Source organism: Streptomyces sp. KR80 (genome assembly GCF_052245555.1).
Taxonomy (GTDB): Bacteria; Actinomycetota; Actinomycetes; order Streptomycetales; family Streptomycetaceae; genus Streptomyces.
The window spans coordinates 421,199-436,780 of record NZ_JBQQCD010000004.1 but is presented as its reverse complement, the minus strand read 5'-3'; the positions used below and the strand labels follow the sequence as shown (position 1 = coordinate 436,780).

13 protein-coding genes and 1 pseudogene are annotated in these 15,582 nt (G+C 64.5%); 5 read left to right on the top strand and 9 right to left on the bottom strand.

The window, feature by feature from the left end; all coding sequences use genetic code 11:
• Window positions 1–6 precede the first annotated feature (6 nt).
• The 4 genes and pseudogenes from ACTWQI_RS09460 to ACTWQI_RS09445 form a co-directional block, all read right to left on the bottom strand.
• Window positions 7–2,358 carry a KAP family P-loop NTPase fold protein gene (locus ACTWQI_RS09460; protein WP_443269301.1) on the bottom strand — a complete coding sequence of 784 codons (2,352 nt, stop codon included), beginning with the start codon at window positions 2,356–2,358 and terminating at the stop codon, window positions 7–9.
• A 195-nt stretch (window positions 2,359–2,553) separates the two neighbouring features.
• Window positions 2,554–2,999 (bottom strand): annotated as a pseudogene (locus ACTWQI_RS09455) (transposase); the annotation flags it as partial.
• A 323-nt stretch (window positions 3,000–3,322) separates the two neighbouring features.
• A complete protein-coding gene (locus tag ACTWQI_RS09450) occupies window positions 3,323–3,523 on the bottom strand; it encodes a DUF397 domain-containing protein (protein WP_443269300.1) in 201 nt (66 codons plus the stop codon).
• Window positions 3,523–4,353, bottom strand: coding sequence for a helix-turn-helix domain-containing protein (locus ACTWQI_RS09445; RefSeq protein WP_443269299.1), 831 nt, complete (start codon window positions 4,351–4,353; stop codon window positions 3,523–3,525). Before ACTWQI_RS09445 ends, ACTWQI_RS09450 begins: the two co-directional genes overlap by 1 nt.
• A 125-nt stretch (window positions 4,354–4,478) precedes the next feature.
• Here ACTWQI_RS09445 and ACTWQI_RS09440 point away from each other — a divergent pair, with 125 nt between their 5' ends.
• Together ACTWQI_RS09440 and ACTWQI_RS09435 are read left to right on the top strand one after the other, a co-directional pair.
• On the top strand, window positions 4,479–4,949 hold the full coding sequence (locus ACTWQI_RS09440) for a hypothetical protein (protein WP_443269298.1): 471 nt from the start codon (window positions 4,479–4,481) through the stop codon (window positions 4,947–4,949).
• A gap of 178 nt (window positions 4,950–5,127) precedes the next feature.
• The gene (locus tag ACTWQI_RS09435; protein ID WP_443269297.1) at window positions 5,128–6,096 is read left to right on the top strand and encodes a hypothetical protein; all 969 of its coding nucleotides are present in this window, start codon (window positions 5,128–5,130) and stop codon (window positions 6,094–6,096) included.
• On the opposite strand, the gene ACTWQI_RS09430 is transcribed toward ACTWQI_RS09435, so the two are convergent.
• Window positions 6,093–6,545 carry a hypothetical protein gene (locus ACTWQI_RS09430; protein ID WP_443269296.1) on the bottom strand — a complete coding sequence of 151 codons (453 nt, stop codon included), beginning with the start codon at window positions 6,543–6,545 and terminating at the stop codon, window positions 6,093–6,095. The two genes, ACTWQI_RS09435 and ACTWQI_RS09430, sit on opposite strands and share 4 nt — an antisense overlap.
• Window positions 6,546–6,876: 331 nt before the next feature.
• Here ACTWQI_RS09430 and ACTWQI_RS09425 point away from each other — a divergent pair, with 331 nt between their 5' ends.
• From ACTWQI_RS09425 to ACTWQI_RS09415, 3 genes are all read left to right on the top strand, one after another.
• The gene (locus tag ACTWQI_RS09425; RefSeq protein ID WP_443269295.1) at window positions 6,877–7,479 is read left to right on the top strand and encodes a hypothetical protein; all 603 of its coding nucleotides are present in this window, start codon (window positions 6,877–6,879) and stop codon (window positions 7,477–7,479) included.
• Window positions 7,480–7,495: 16 nt separating this feature from the next.
• A complete protein-coding gene (locus ACTWQI_RS09420; RefSeq protein ID WP_443269294.1) occupies window positions 7,496–8,740 on the top strand; it encodes a hypothetical protein in 1,245 nt (414 codons plus the stop codon).
• Window positions 8,741–9,134: 394 nt separating this feature from the next.
• On the top strand, window positions 9,135–9,512 hold the full coding sequence (locus tag ACTWQI_RS09415) for a hypothetical protein (protein WP_443269293.1): 378 nt from the start codon (window positions 9,135–9,137) through the stop codon (window positions 9,510–9,512).
• A gap of 1,726 nt (window positions 9,513–11,238) precedes the next feature.
• Here the strand turns inward: ACTWQI_RS09415 and ACTWQI_RS09410 are convergent.
• The 4 genes from ACTWQI_RS09410 to mycP all read right to left on the bottom strand — a co-directional run bounded on the left by ACTWQI_RS09410 (window position 11,239) and on the right by mycP (window position 15,570).
• Entirely contained in the window at window positions 11,239–12,558 is a 1,320-nt protein-coding gene (locus ACTWQI_RS09410; protein WP_443269292.1) for a hypothetical protein, read from the bottom strand.
• An 82-nt stretch (window positions 12,559–12,640) separates the two neighbouring features.
• Window positions 12,641–13,756, bottom strand: a complete 1,116-nt coding sequence (locus ACTWQI_RS09405; protein ID WP_443269291.1) for a WXG100 family type VII secretion target — start codon at window positions 13,754–13,756, stop codon at window positions 12,641–12,643.
• Window positions 13,753–14,088: a hypothetical protein gene (locus ACTWQI_RS09400; RefSeq protein WP_443269290.1), complete on the bottom strand. Its 336-nt coding sequence runs from the start codon at window positions 14,086–14,088 to the stop codon at window positions 13,753–13,755. The genes ACTWQI_RS09405 and ACTWQI_RS09400 overlap by 4 nt, the downstream gene beginning before the upstream one ends.
• Window positions 14,089–14,295: 207 nt before the next feature.
• The gene (gene mycP / locus ACTWQI_RS09395; RefSeq protein WP_443269289.1) at window positions 14,296–15,570 is read right to left on the bottom strand and encodes a type VII secretion-associated serine protease mycosin; all 1,275 of its coding nucleotides are present in this window, start codon (window positions 15,568–15,570) and stop codon (window positions 14,296–14,298) included.
• Window positions 15,571–15,582 lie beyond the last annotated feature (12 nt).

The following is a 15,582-nucleotide window of genomic DNA, read 5'->3' as shown; positions in this document are numbered from 1 at the left end:
CGTATGTCAGGGGCTGGGGGATGGCTGCGCCATGGTGGTGGCGCGGTTGAGGTGCTGGAGCTGCCACTGGTGCGGGACCAGGGACGGGGCAGTGTGCAGGAAGTCGTGGAAGTCGCTTGCCGACTGTCCAGGAGCGACCTGGTCCATCAGGGTGATGACAGCGTCGAGGTCGGAGCTCTCCCACCGGGCAAGCTGCTCGGGAGTACGGCGCAGCGTGTCGGCGACCATCGGCCACCGTTCGTTGAGGGCAACCCATTTGGCCAGATGCGCGGCGGTGAGCGGGGAGTTGTCGCTGATCAGGCCGCGGCCGAAGGCGATGATGACCGCGATCCGTAGCTGGGTCATGGTCCGCTTCGCGGCTCGCGGGTTGCTCGGCAGGTACCTCAGTAGCTCCTGCTGGGCCTGCTGCATGGTGGGGTGCTCGAGCATGATGCGGTCGATGCGCCGGCGCATCTGCTCTGGGGATACCCACGGAAAGCGGCTGCGCGCTTCGGCGGCCACGGTGGCGAGCGGTGTGCCGGGGCGGGCAGCGGCCTGCCGGATCGCCTCGTCGAGGTTCTCGCCTTGGCGCCGGGCTCCGTAGCCTGGGCGGATCCGGATACCGGCTGCCACGGTGAACGCGCTGCCGACCGCGGCGACGAGGAAGTCGATGCCGCGGAAGAAGTCGACGTCGTTGATACCGCGATAGCCGGCCCCGTCACAGTTCTCGTTGCCGTTCCCGAGCCAGCTCTTGAGTGTGCAGCCGAGCCAGTAGAGCAGGTCCTCGCCGTGCTTGATGAGAGCGAAGACGGCGATGGCCAGCACCATGAAGCCCACGAATCCGGCGAGGCTCTTCTGTTGTCCGAACAGGTACTTCAATCCGATGACGCCGATGAGGACAGCTGCGATGGGCGCGAAGAAGTCCTTCAGATTCTCGGCGAACTTGTCGCCGTCGAGGTTGTCGTCACCAGCGCCTGCGAAGGCGATGGTCCTGGTGACCGACGTCGCTGGTGCGGCCGCGGAATCAGCCACTTTGATCGACGCGGGGCACGGCTGCCTTATCGAGCGTTCTTGGATTGCAGGGCGCGCGGCAGCGGCCGCGACCGCAGTGTGCGGTGCAGTGGTTGAACGATCAGGTGACCGGGCGAGGGATTCCCCGATGGGGAACAGAAACAGCAGGGTGACACCCACCAGCGGCGCGTAGAGGGCGTACCTCTTCAGGTGTTCCCGGTCCAGATCGCGCAGGGCCTGCCGCAGGCGGCTGGGAAGTTCGCGCAGCCACCGGTGGGTACGCACGGTCCAAGGCGGCGATGTGGCAGGCCGTGGGGGATTGCCCGCGAGGACCATCGCCTGGATCTCGGGAGTATCGAGGGCCGGAAGATCCATCCTGACCTGGATCAGCTTGTCCAGATATGCCCGGCCCTGTTGTAAGTCCATGGGGGTATCGGCCGGTTCAGCGTCTGAGGCAAACTGTGCCGCGGCCGCAGCCCCCAGCGCATCAAGCTCGCCGACGAGCACGGTGACCACGTCGGGATGACTCAGCAGCTTGGCCGCCACCTGGCAGATCTCCAGGGCCCGCTCACCGCTGCAGCGATCCAGATCGTCCACCACGATCACCAGTCGGCGCCTGCGCCGACGGCTCCCCAAGGCTTGGCCGATCAGTTTGCCGAGCTCGCTGTGCACGGCCTCCATGGAGCCCTTGGCGGCCTCTTCCTGCGGACTGCTTAAGAACCGGGAGACCGCCGTCGTCGCGGTGAACAACTTGCTGGCCACCGCCCAGAACAGCAGCGCCACCAGCGCGGTGGCCACCACGAAATCTGGCCGTACGATCCCTTCGAGATCCTTCAGCGCGCCCTTGCCGCCGGCCAGAGCGTCCGCGACGCGGCGGGTCCGCACCCACAACATCATGGCGACCGCGGCCACCACCGCCAGCGCGCCGGCCCACCACTGCCGGTGCCACCGCTGCCTCGGCGAGATCATCGACAAGGCCACTGGTTGGAACATTCGCCGCCACAACGGCCGATGCCGGTCCACCAGGCGCGTGACCGCGGACGCCAGCGCCAACCCGGGACTGGGTGCATCGTCATGCAGCCACGCGTTGAACCGGCAGATCAGGTGCGGCTCGGGCCAGCTGTGCACCACCGTCAGACGCTGCTCCACCAGCCGGGCCATCGAGGTCTTGCCCGATCCCCACGGGCCGGTGATGGCGACCGTCAGGGGCGTCTCCGTCTCCTGATGGTCCATAAGATCGGCCAGCGCGTCCGCGGATACCCCGTAGCCGAGCCGGTCTGCACTGTCCGCCTCGATGGGTCGGTCGGAAAGCAGCTGGAAAAGGCGGCGTCCATCCTCTGGCAGTGCCGCCCCCGACCCAGACCCCACGCGTGTTCCATCCTCCCTGTGTATGCGCTCCGGCAGGACCGTACGGCACCGGAAGCCGCCCCGCCACGACCTTGGCGGCCACCGAGCAACGACTCCGGATGCGGCGGCCCGTCATTCTGCATCTGGGACAACCGCCTCGGCCAACCATGCACGAGGTTGTTACTGAGGTTGAACTGGTGCTGTCGTCCTGGATGCTCAGGGGCTGATGATCAGGCCGGTCTCGGTGAGGCAGCCGTCTATAAGGTCGCTGCGGTACTGGATGTGGCGTAAGCCGCGCCTGATGCGCCGGACGAGGTGCTCGGGGGTGGTGAAGGCGGCGTTGGAGAGCCAGCTGCGCCGCAGCAGGGACCAGATGCCTTCGACGGGGTTGAGGTCGGGTGCGTAGGGCGGCAGGTAGTAGATGGTAAGCCAGTCCCGTGATGTGGCGCACTCCCGCAGTCCCGGCGGCCTTGTGGACGTTGAGGTTGTCCCACACGAGGACGATCGGGCCGCCAGTCGTCGCGACGAGGCCGGTAGATCAGCCGGGACCTGTGTCCGGGTTTGTAGCAGGTCAACGCGGCGATCGAGACCCGTCTGCGGGAGCGGCCGCGGACCCGCTCGACTGGTGTGCGGCCGGGCCATGGAGGGGGACGACGACGCGGTCGCGCGGCGGGCTCACCGCCAGAACCGCACGGATCAAGGACTGTCAGCCCCGCACGACACCGCGAGTTCAACCTCAGCAGCTGCTGTTATCGATGTACATGTCGTCCGACACGGCCCCCCAAGGTCGTTGCTGGCACTGGTGATCAACAGGCGACCCTAACAACGTTCAGAACGACGCCCTGCGCCGGGAGCGGCTCCATCACGCCGTCGTCACAACGCCGTTGTCGCACAGCCGCAACCACAGACGCGGGCGAGCCCCGGCACACAGAGACCGGATCGGGGGGTGCAGGGCCGTCAGGCTGTGCACAACATTAGGCGCAACTCAGGCCTCGTGCGGCTCAACGTGGGCGGACGCGAAGGCCACAAACGCGGACCACTCGGTGGGAGCGAAGGTGAGGGACGGGCCGGAAGGGTTCTTGGAGTCCCGTATGTGAACCGCTTCGCCGGGTTGGATCGCGATCTCGACGCAGTCGCCGCCACCGGAGTCGCTAAAACTGGACTTGAACCACTGCAAGGTGTTCATCACTCCCCAACCAACCGCTTGATGAGCTCGAGAGATTCATCCGGGCCCAGTGCTTGTGCGCGGATCATTGCATACCGTGTCGCGAGAGCGCTGACCTCTTCCGGATCGCTGATGAGCAGGCTCTTGCGCTGGGACTCCAGGTAGACCAGGTGATGGTGCTCTGGAGTCTCGATCAGCTTCATCGGACCGTCGAGGCCAGCGTGTTCACCCCGGGCACCTCTACTGAGCGGAATGACCTGAACAGTCACATTGCGACGGTCGGCGCACTCAGCAAGATGTGCAAGTTGGGCCCTCATCACCTCTTTGGGGCCGACCTGCCGCAGCAGCGCAGACTCTTCGAGGACAAGCTCGATCAGCGGGATCGGCTTGCGATCGAACAGTGCCTTCCGGTCCATCCGCGCCTCGACCAGCTGCTCCACCTCCTCCTCGCTCAACGGCGGGAACCCGCAACGCAGCACAGCACGGGCATACGCCTGGGTCTGGAACAGGCCGTCGATCACCATCGTCTGGTACGAGGAGACATTCCTCGCCGCCGCCTCCAGCACCACGTAGTCCTTGAAGTACGGCGGATAGCGGTCGAGTACGAGGTACTTGCCCGCCATCTGCAGCAGCCCTGTCCCAGCGCCCAGCACCTCCTCCAGCCCCGCGATCATCTTCTCGCTCGGCAGCCCCTTGCAGTTCTCCACGTTGCTGATCGCCGCGCCCGTGTAGTTGATGCGCTTGCCCAACTCGTCCTGCGTCAGCCCTGCCTGCTCACGCAGCGTCCTCACCATCTCGGCAAAGTACTGCCCGGTCGCCGATGCCGTCTCCTTGCGCACTGCCCGCGTCATGCCGGCCACCCCCTCTCACAACCCGCTTCAACCCGACTCAACTCGCGTACGAGCGCAGCCAAACGCTGCCGCCCGTCGACGCTCAGTCACTATCGACAGTAGCCAGCAGCGCCGACAGTGGTCTCATGAACACTGAAAGTCACGAGGTCGGCGTTCCTCTGCCCTGGGTTCCGGAATCCGGGATTCAACTCCGCAAGGCGGGCGTCTACTTCGATGCCGTACGGCTCGCCGGAGCGTTCGGCCGTGAGCTCGCCGACCAGCTCGCCAAGCTGACCGGCGGCGACCCCGGACCCGTGATCCAGCAGGCGAACGGCGATCGCTCGGTCTACTTCCTGGTCCCCGCCGGCAGCACTCGCCACCGCCCCTGGCCGACCGCGGCGCACCGACTCACTAGCGGCGAGCCACATCGCCGGGCCTGCTACGTGGGCATTCCAGCGTTGGAGGGAGCGACGTGGCCGCTGTCCTGGCGCTTCCCGCCCACTCCCGACGGTCGCCTGGTCCACCCCCTCCTTCTGCACCTCACCCTGTGCGTCATGGCCGATTGGGGCGTGAGGGGCGAGAGCAACGTGACCTTGGGGATTCGCGCCAACTATTGAGACCCAACTCCGGTCCTTGCATGGGCACTTTCGTCATACGACGGGTTGGACGCACGAGCGGCGAGATCACGCTAGAGTAGCGATGAGGTTACGCTTCGTGCCCAACGAAGCGGCCCTCAGCGGTGCGCCAACACCGTCTGAGGGCCTTCACCACCGAGTGGAATCGAGGTCCACTGGGATGCTCAGGCATGCTATCGCCCCCGCGCGTTCCTTCTCGCAGACGCCGAACGAGATCATCCGCCATCCGCGCCTCAACGGCACCGCCGTACGCCTCCTCCAATGGGCTCTCTCGTTGCCCGAAGGCTCCCGGGAGACCGTCCAGAGCATCGGAGAGAAGATGCCAGAAGAGCGTATCGCCGTGCGCAACGCCCGCAGGCAGCTCGAAGCAGAGGGGCTCCTGCACACCCGCCGGAAGCGGGACCGGGCGACGGACAAGTGGTGCACCCAAGTGCTCGTCTCCAATGTCGCGTTGACGGCACCTGAGGAGATCGATGCCGCCTTCGAAGAAGCCGCATGCCCGAAGGCCCGGGTCCTGACTGTCGTCGAACCGGCGGTGCAGGCCGTCGGTGCATCTCCAAAAGGAGAGAACACCGAGGAGAACACCACCCACCCCATCCTGCCGCCCAGCACACCTTCCACCAGCGCGACCCCGTCCGCAGGCCTGCCCGAACCGCCGCCATCCGATCACGGCCCCACAGCAGCCGTGCTCTACCGGCTGGGCGAGCGTGAGCCGCGGCTCCGCCTCGGTGCGGCCGAGGCAGCAGCGCTTGCGCCGCTGGCCGCGGAATGGCTGACGCGCGGAGCGTCGGAGCTGGAGCTGCAAGGCGCCCTCACCACCGGCCTGCCGCCCATCGTGCACGCACCCGCGGCATTCGTCGCCGACCGTCTGCGCCGGAAGCTCCCGGCACCGCGCACATCACTCGACCCCGCCGCTCCGGCCGGCCCGCTACCGGAGTGCGCCGAGTGCCGCGACCCACTCCCCCGGGGCCAGGACGTCGGCATCTGCAGCCGGTGCGCCGGAGTCCTCCCGGCCCCCGAAGACGTACGGCCTGCCATCACCGCCCGCGGCATCTCAGCCGTACGAGAAGCCCTCCGCAACCGTCACACCATGCCCAGTGGCCCGACCTCGACTCCAGCCGGAACCTAGACCAGGATCCGCACAACGGTGGCACCGACAAGCACGGCCAGGATCAGCCACACCACTACTGCGATCCGGAGGGTTCTCTGCCTCTGGCGCGCCTCCCAGCGCATGTATGCGCCGTATTGCGGAGATTCGGGGAGGTACGGCGCCGGTTTCGCGTCGGGGCCCCGGAAGACGAAGTGGTACTTCAAGGTCCTGAAGTAACCCACACGGCGCTGCTCGGTTCTGTCCAGCTCATAGCCATGCTGCAGGGCAAGGTGGGTCAGCGGCTCGCTCTTCAGGTTCGCCTCGGTCGAGTCGATCTCGACCGAGGGCCCCGCCTCGACGAAGAACCGCTGCTCGGCCTCCGCGATCCGTTGTTCTTCCGGCCTCGACCGGCGTCGCCATCCTGAGAACCCCCCGACGATCAGGAAGAGCAGTCCCACTGCCACGATGACGACCTGCCACCACTCCACGCCTCCCCCTTTCACGCGCCCGGCCGGCGTCGGCCGGAATCCGTGATCCTAGCGACAACGACCTGACCCACCGGACATGCCATGGCGCGCTCCCGGCATCCGGCCGCTCGCGCGGCACACGGCCGAGACAGCGTCGCTCCGCCCGGGGGCCGGGGAGCGTTGAGGCCCTCACGCACAGTCATCCGCGACTGCCGGTTGACCCACCGATTCCCGTCGGTAGGGTTCCGGAGAATCCGAACACTGCCCGAACACCGTCAGGGCCGCCACATATGCGACAGATATAGGGACCAACGTCGAAAACTCGCTGACTTCGAATACCGGAAAACTCAGGATGGCTTTCTCCACGATCTCACCCGCATGGGGTGATTCCGCCACCCGCCAGGGTTGGCGCACATCGCTGCTTCAAGAGCTGGTGGGCGTCCTCTGCGCCGGCATCACGTTTCCGGCCTGGCTGTTCGCCACGGTCATGACGCCGCGCTGGCTCGTCCCGCTGTGGGTGGGCGTGGGAATGGCGGTTGCACTCCACATCCTCTACCGGGTTGCGCAGCTGTTCAGCTTGGTGCAGATCCGGCGTGTCCTGAAGGTCTATGCGTGGTCATCGGCCGTCGCCCGCACAGCCGACAAGCCCGGATGCCGATTTGAGGGAGTCAATCCGGACAATCCGGCCCAGCACGTTTCCGTTCGCCTGCGGATGGCCTTCGCCGGGAGGCTCACCTATTGGGGCCGCTGGTGTCGTGCGCACGACGGGCAAGAGGTGCATTTCTGCGGCGATCCCCGATTCGTCGGAGTGGTCGCCCACCGCGACGTCCAGAAGGGTCGGTTGAGGCTGGTAGCTCAACGTGAGGCCGTCGACCGACGCATGTCGCCACGCCGTAAGGGCGTGACCCAAGAAGCCCGGGAGCGAGCGCTCGCCGTAGGCGCCCGGGTCGGCTGAACGATTGGAGGACCTCGTGAGCGTTTCATCCACAAACCGCGCCGTCTCGACGTACGCATGCGCTTACGACCACCCGGCCACTCAGCGCGCGATCCGCGTCAGACTCCTTCTGCACTCCGCCGGAGCTCTTGGACTGTTGGCGCTCGGAGTGGCATGTCTTGTCGCCCTGCACAACCTTCCCGATGCGACGGTGAGCTGGGGCTTCCTGTTCCTCTGGATCTTGTCGCTCGTGCTGTTCTCCCTCTGCGCCAGGGCAGTTGCTCAGGCGATCGCGGCACACGGTGAACAGAAGGTTTTGCGTACCTATCCTTGGCAGCGCCTCCACGGTGCGGTTTACGTCGATGCCGCGGGACAGCACAAACTCGTCCTTCCCAACCCTGACGCTCCTTACTTGGATGTCCACCTGCTCGCCAGTGCCCGCCTCTTCCCTTCCCGCGAAGACGGGCCGCCCCCACCCGGTTCGATGGTTCCGGACGAGGTGTGGTTCGCGGGCGACCCGCGCTTCATAACGGTGGTCGCTCTTCCCGGTCCAAGGCGGATGCGCACCGTGATACAGCCCTCCGCGCTCGAGAGCCGGATCGCCGCCTATGACGGTCCGATCAGTGAGGAAGCACGTCGCCGTGCCCTCGCCGTCGGGGCACGCGTGGCCCCTCCCGAAGGGGCCTTGGCCCGCGGGCCGGTCCGGGTGGGGGGCGTCCCGAAGGTGGCCATGCACCACCCGGAAACGGCAGCAGGCTGGCGACGGTCCATGCTGCGCCGCAGCGCCGCACTGTACGGCCAGATCGCCGCCCTCGCGATCTTCTACACGGGCATCAGTCTGGTGAAGGACCCCGGCCCACTACTTCCCGCGGCCGTCACCCTCATGGTCATCGCGCCCTTCACCCTCTCGTTCGCCGCCCTGGCAGTCGGCGGAGCGAGGCGCCTGGGGCGGACCCTGCGCGCCTATCCCTGGCAGGAGTGCATCGGCGAACCCGAGAACGGCCAGAGCGTTGTCATCCTCCGGCCTGCGAAGGGCCTTGAGTTCCGGATCAGGTCACTCCCGCTGCGCACACACTTCAAGAACGCCGACCGTTTCTGGTTCGCCGGAGACATGCGGTATGGCGGAGCCCTGACCGAGGTCGGCGGCAGTCGACCAACACGTGTGGTCAACGTCGACCCCAAGAAGGCTCACGAAAGGCTCCGCGCGACACCACAACTGAACGCACTTGCCGAGGAGTCCGGCCTCACCAAGGACGGCCGCCCCAGGACCTGGGCTTACTAGACTCGCAGCTCTCCCCGGTCTCGCTACCGAGCAGCGCAGTTCTCGGCACCGAGAACCCGGCCCTGTAGCCGTTGCGTTGCGGCATCGAAACCATTGCGAAAGACGTCGCTTGCCGTATCCCACCCTCGACGGCGCCCATCGCCGTGACATTGCGGGATAGTTTGCCCTTCTGAGGCTGTCGCGCATCGCAGGACTGCGTCGGACTTGTTCACGCACTCTCTCATTCAGCCAGAGGTCCGGATCCTGACGAGAACTCGTCGTCCCTTCGTCGCAGTGGAATGCGAAGGGGCGTCACCCTGACGTAGGATCATCTCTACAAACCGTCAAGCCCCAAAGAGATGCTGACGCTTACGCGTGGGGTACGACGTCCCCCCTGAGAGAGAAAGAGTGCTGAATGAAGAAGCGGGCCCACGGCCTCGTTGCAGCAACTGCCCTAATCACCGGCCTGGCTTTGGTGGCGGGCACCGGGACGGCGAACGCTGGCGACTGGCACACGTACCGCTCAGGTAAGGCGAAGTTCAACAAGAAGGGTGACATCCTTACGGTCAAGGACACCCGGCGTGACCACTTTGGCATAAGGGTGTACGTCAATCAGAAGAAGAAGGGAGCCAAGGGGTACTGGGACACCGTGGCTAGGTGCCAGGTCTCGGGGTACGGAAAGAAGAAGGTTTGCAATCTCAACCTGCGCGAAGGCAGGAAATACCAGTTCTCCATCTATGTATACAACCCAGTCGGCGCATCGGAGCTGGGTAACTTCTACTCCCGCGCCTGAGCGGGAACCTGCGGGAAGAATCTCGGGTGTCAACGTCAGTCGTCCGCTTCTACTGGCGGGTCGTCATACGCGGCCCTGTGGCTGAGTTGGAAGCTAAGGGACGTGACGTCAGAGGACCCACACACTGGCGAACTGGCCCGAGGCCGTTGATCAACAGCCCTGCGCATTGCTGGTAATGGGACAACGGTCCGGCGGGGTGTTGCCCGCCGGACCGTCAACTGCTCGCCGACTACGCTGGTCGGCGCCTTCGGCGCCGACCAGCGCGCCGAAGGCGGAGACTACGATGTCGGGGTGTCCCTCGCGCAGGGCTCAACTAGGCAGTGTTCCAGTCCCGCTTGGGCGATCTACCGTCTCGGCCCCGCCCCCCTGTCCGCAATAGGGCCACACCCTCTCGTCAGGTCTCTTCTCACGCGCCCCCGGGACACACCCTTCGGGGCCCATACCTTCGTCAAGACATGAGTGAGAAGAGCCCTGAGCAGAGCAGCAGACACGCCGCCATACTGGCCGCTGCCACGTGCACCTGACGGGTCTGCTCCCTTCGCCAGCCTCGAACCGCAAAGAAGAGTCCTGTATAGATACCGAGCAGATTCAGTACAGGCAGCCAGAGTAGCTCTATATGGCTTCTCGACATGTAGATGAGAAACCACGGCAACAACACGCTAATGACCAGCTACGCACGAGTGTAGTAGCGATACTCAGATGCCAGCAGTCCCCGCAACGGATAGGGATTCCCCACATCAGAGAGCTCTGGGGTATCCATGACTCTCTTCAGTTATTACCCGTCAGCGCTTCACCGAACGAGGTTCAAATTCGCAAGGCAGGTGCAAACACGCCCGGTAGCCGGAAGGAGGGGCAAAGCACAGCAGAAGCGTTAGTCTTCAACGGCAGTTCGCCACAAATAGCCATTCATGTCACTTGAGGAGTGAGAGAATTCCCAGGCAGGCCAAGAGGGACGTTAGCATACCGCCTGCGCCAAGATAGACTAGGCGGCGGCGAGTCCTCCGCCAACCCCGTACCATAACGAAGAGGGCGGTATACATGCCCAAGAGATTGAGCAGTGTTAGCCAGAGGTGCTTCCCTGTCATCATCGATAGAGCGATGAGCACCAAAGGGGCCAGGACACCGAGACCGAACAGCAATGCCGTCCACTGATCACGCTGTCGCGAGGCCAAGTCCTGCGTCGGACTAATGGGTTCAAGTTCTGGAAATTCAGAGTTCATTGAGTCCCTCACAGGATTCCAATGTGCCCTAAGCCATCTGCGGCCCGGGTTCTTTAGCGTCGCAAGAACATGAGCTCAGTACAGACTCCACCCACTCGAATCGTGACGACTCCTTGGTCGCGCCTGTTGAGCCTTCTCGGGTCGCTCCTCATCAATCTCCTCCCGCTGAGACGAGTTCTGTGCCTTCACCTAAGCCCGTGCCTTGGAGATCTCTCGTTGAACCAGCCACGCCTCCCCGCCAGTTCCCGTTCACTCGGTGCTGGCCAACCCTGCCTCATACCACCGTCAAGACATGAGCGAGAAGAGCGCTGAGCAGAGCACCAGACACGTCGCCATACTGAGCGTCGCCAGATGTACGTGACGGGATTGCCCCCTTCGCCAGCCTCGAAACAAGAGACGTCAGCCTTGCGGTGCACTCAGGACGGAACCTCTACCCAAGGGGCGAACCCGGCCCGAAATCGGACAGGCGTAGGGCTGCTGCTGGTCGCCATCGCAAGCCTGCTGTCTCAAGCTGCCGCTTTGGCAGACGAGGGTAGGGAGTCGTGAGCCGTGAAGGCATAGGCGAGCGCAAGGCCGCCAATGACACCGACGATCCCGGTCACCCAGCGCCAGACGCTTGGGATGTCGCATGTGAGGAGCACGCCGCATGCGATGAGCAAGGCGTACAACGTCAGCACCAAGGGCGTCACGAGGAGAGGCCAGGCAGCGCGCGGGTCCCATACGTGGAGGGCGCTTGCCTCTCTTCCTTCGGCGTCGGCCTTTTCCACTGAGACGCCCTCGGCGGCCAGCAGCTTCGCATCGTCGACCTTGAGCATGCCGTGCATTACCCAGCCGTCGTCAGAAATCAGCGCCGCCGGCGTACTACTTGGAGACAAACGCTTGCCTCCGGTTCCGCGGCGGGCGTCCCAACAGAGCCAAAGATGCTGACCGTTCAGAGAGTCAGGGAGATCACGCTCCGTGACGTTGACCAGAAAGTGTGCGGTCCGGGATGACGCGGTCACTATCCTCAGGCAGCGCTCTTTGCTCGAGCCCTGTCGCCAGAAGCCGGGCCCCATGCACCTCGCTCGAATGGCCTTATCAGCGTTGCCCAGTCGGGAGAACGAACGGAACCCATAGCGGACTGATAGGGCAGCCGCGGAGAGGCCCATACCGAAGATCCAGGCACCGATGGCGAGCCAGACACCCGCCATCGACATCGTTTCACCTTGCAGGGCATGACCGAGACTACGCTCGTCTCCCGCAATGGCGCCCAGGTGGGGTTGCGTGGGGGCATAGAGCACAGGGACCCGGTCCCCGGGGCCCAACCGGTCGGGCGAGGTCGGGTGCACAACCGCGGTTGTTCCGCGGGCAAGTTGGACGACAGCGGTCGACGTGTAGAAGTCGCTGCCCCTGCTCGGATCATGGAATTCGACATCGCTGACCTTCTCGACCCGGACGTTCGCGAACTCCGCACCGGCGTCATGAATCCGCTGCATCAGTTCCGGCCGCTGAGGAGATCCTGCTGCGAGGGCGATCAGTCCCACCAACACCGTGCACGCACCGAAGTACCACCCGAGCGAGCGCAACTGCATTCCCCGCCGCGAGGGGAGGACGCGCGGCAGAGCCGCAGACCCCGCCGTGGAAGCCCCGTGCCCTTCGGCGGTTTCCGAGAACTCGGCGACGGCGATCGTGTGGAACAGCCGTCGGCCACCCGCCTTGCGTTGATACAGGGCTATTGCCGCGATGCAGCAGAGAGCGCCCCCTAGGGCGACGAGGATTCCCTTCTGCCGCAGGTCTGGATTTGAGCTGAAGAGCCAGAGAGGGAGTACGGGCACAATGGCCGCCAACGCAAGTGCAGCGAACCATGCTCCGGCTCGGCGGGGTGCTGCGCTCACGCGGCCGTGGGCAGCGGCACTCATCACGGCGTCGTCATCCGAAGACATCGCGGACCTCGTCGGTGGCCGTCCTATTCCTGCCCTGGGTTCCTTGCTTTGCACCCGACTGGCCCTCCTTTGTGCTCTTGTCGACGTCGTCCCAGCCGTCCTTGGCATCGTTCGCTGCGACGCCTCCGGCGATGGGAACGGTGGTGCCCCACGCGGTATCCATGTTGGCGTCATGGTGCTCCGGTGTGTGCGTGCCCTTGAGATCATTCGCGATCTGGGTCATGCCCTTGTCGAAGCCTCGGGCGGCGCCGCCGACTCCGCCAGCCGCGCCGCCAGTGACGGCGGTGACCGCGGTCTGCCGGAAGTCCATGGGCTTACCCTTCCAGGCAGCATCCAGGGCATCGCCGCCGGCTCCGCCGGTCGCACCGCCGACCACGCCGCTGACGAAGTCGCCACCGCCCAACGCCCTTGTCAGCTTGCCCGCCCCGGCGCCGACGGTCGCGCCGGCGACCCCGCCCGCGAGATTGGTCTCCCACTCCGGTCCCTTGCCGCTGAGGAGGCTGGTGGCCACTCCCCCGGCGGTTCCGGTGGTCACGTTCACGGCGAACGCCGACATTGTCTCGGCGATCACCTTCGTAGCGGTATGGATGCCCTTGAACGCCCGATAGGCGTTCGCAATCGCCCTCAGCATCCGCCCCAGCTTGCCAGCCGCGTCGAGGGCTCTCTCGACGAGCATCACGACGCGTGCCGTACCCGCCGCGGCCGAGACGCCCAGAGTGAGGAACGACATCCCGACGGAGATGCCGATGGAAATACCGATCTCCAGATAGATGTCGTGGATCTCTGAATTGACCTCACGAATCGCTTTCGCTGCTTCGTCGAGACCGTCGGCAGCCTCATCAAAATGCTCGGTCGCCTTCTCAACTGACGACTTGCACTTGTTCCAGTGGTCCTGGAAAGCTTCAGCAGCCGGTCCCCGCCACGTATGGCCAACCGTGCTGTTGACCTGCTGGTCCAAGTCGCTGAATATGCGATCAATTTCGGTTTTGAGGCCGCGCCACGCCTTAGCGGCCTGTTCCAGCTCATCCGGACGACCACCCGGATTGATGATCTCGACTCCGAGTTCGACGATCTCCTCGGCGGCAGACTCGTTCCCGCTCACTGCGTATCCCCACTGTTGTCCCCGAAGAGCGCCCCGACGTTCTCATCGTTGGCTTCCGTGTTCTTCGTGACTTCCTTCAACGCGGCGCCGATCGCGTCCAGATGGGTATACACGGCCTTCATGGCACTGGTGACGTCCTCGGCATAGTCAATATATGCCGAGGTTACCTCCTCGGATTCCGTCAGGACGCCGAAGCCGTCGCTGATCGCCTCTTCTCCGGTTTCCGCTGTGAACTTCTTCAGACTTGACTCCAGGTCATAGGAGCACCGTTCAAAGCTCCGCGCCAGCTTCACCAGCTCACCGTGATCAACATATGACTCTTTGTCAGCCACCTGGAATCCTTTCCCCGTTGGGTCCACATTTCTTACGCTCGCTGCCGCTTCTGCCTCACCCTTGGGGGAAAGCGCGACGCCGCCGGGGCGATCGCGCGGTCGTCAGACTTCCCAAGGCTAGAGCTAAGCAAATGATGATCAGCAGGTCGAGCCAATAGAGAAAGGATCGCGCAGCCCAACCATGAAGACGAGCCTCAATGTCTAGTTTTACTGCTGGTTCGACCAGGGGCCAGGCGGGGCTTGGTTTGGCTGGGGCGGAGCGCCGTAATAACCAGGAGCACCCGGGGCACCGTAGCCGCCAGGGCCGCCGGGCGGAGGGCCGTTGCGGCGCTTCTTGCGCTTCACGATCAGGACGATGATCGTGACGATGACCGCGACGATGCACACGAAGCCGACGATGCCCAGGATTGCGCGCGTGTCGGAGTCCGAGCTGTCAGTGGCGCCTGGGGCAGCAGCGTTCGGAGGCTCTGCGCCGGTCGGGCCCGAGGCTGCTTCGGGCGTCTTGAGTGGGCCATTCTTGGAACCTGCAGGGATATCTGCGGTCAGGGCCTCATATGGGCGAATGACTCCATAGCCATAGTGGATATCCGGCTTTCCGTCAGCAGCTTCACCTTCGGGGATTACGGCGGTCTTCGTCAGGCGGTTCGCAATCTGACCTGCGGTCAGGTCGGGGAATTTGGAGCGCAACAAGGCTGCCGCACCCGAGACATATGCGGTGGAATCTGACGTGCCATTGGCGTAGCGGTACGGCTTTGTCGCTGCCGCGGAAGCGATCTCTACGCCAGGAGCAGCGAGGAGAATGTGAGAGCCGTAATTGGAGTCTTCCCAGATTCTCTGATCCTTCCCCACAGCGCCCACGGCGAGAACACCCGGCGAGGCCGACGGGTACTGGCTGTTACCGGATCCACTGTTACCCGAGCCTGCAACCACCAGAACGTCGTGCTGCAAGGCGTAGGCGATCGCTTGTTCCTCGTCTTCACGTCGATCATAGTCTGCAATCGACATGTTGACGACCTTCGCACCCTGGTCAACTGCGTATCGGAGTTCTTCGGCGAAGGTACTAGTTCCATCAGATTGCCCTTCGCTCAAGTAGCGGATTGGCAGGATTTTGGCGTCAGGCGCAAGTCCCTTGATTCCGGCTGTGTTACCAGCCCCGTGCCCATGGCCTGCGATGATCGACGCCATCGCAGTGCCGTGGTCCTCCTCTGTTTGGTCATCCGCATGACCGCCGTCGATGAAGTCTTTGCCGGGCAGCACATTCCCCCGCAAGTCAGGATGACTTCCATTCACCCCATCGTCGATGACAGCAACCGTGATTCCCTTGCCTGTGGACTCCCTCCACGCTTTCTCTGCATCCAAGATGTCCAGGGCCCATTGGCTGTCTCTAGTTTGATCTGCCGAAGCAAGCGGGGCGGTCCCGAGGAGCAGCGCTCCCGCCGCTACCGCGCCACCAACTGCACGCAGTGTCCGCGTGAAGCTCATGCTGTAACACCT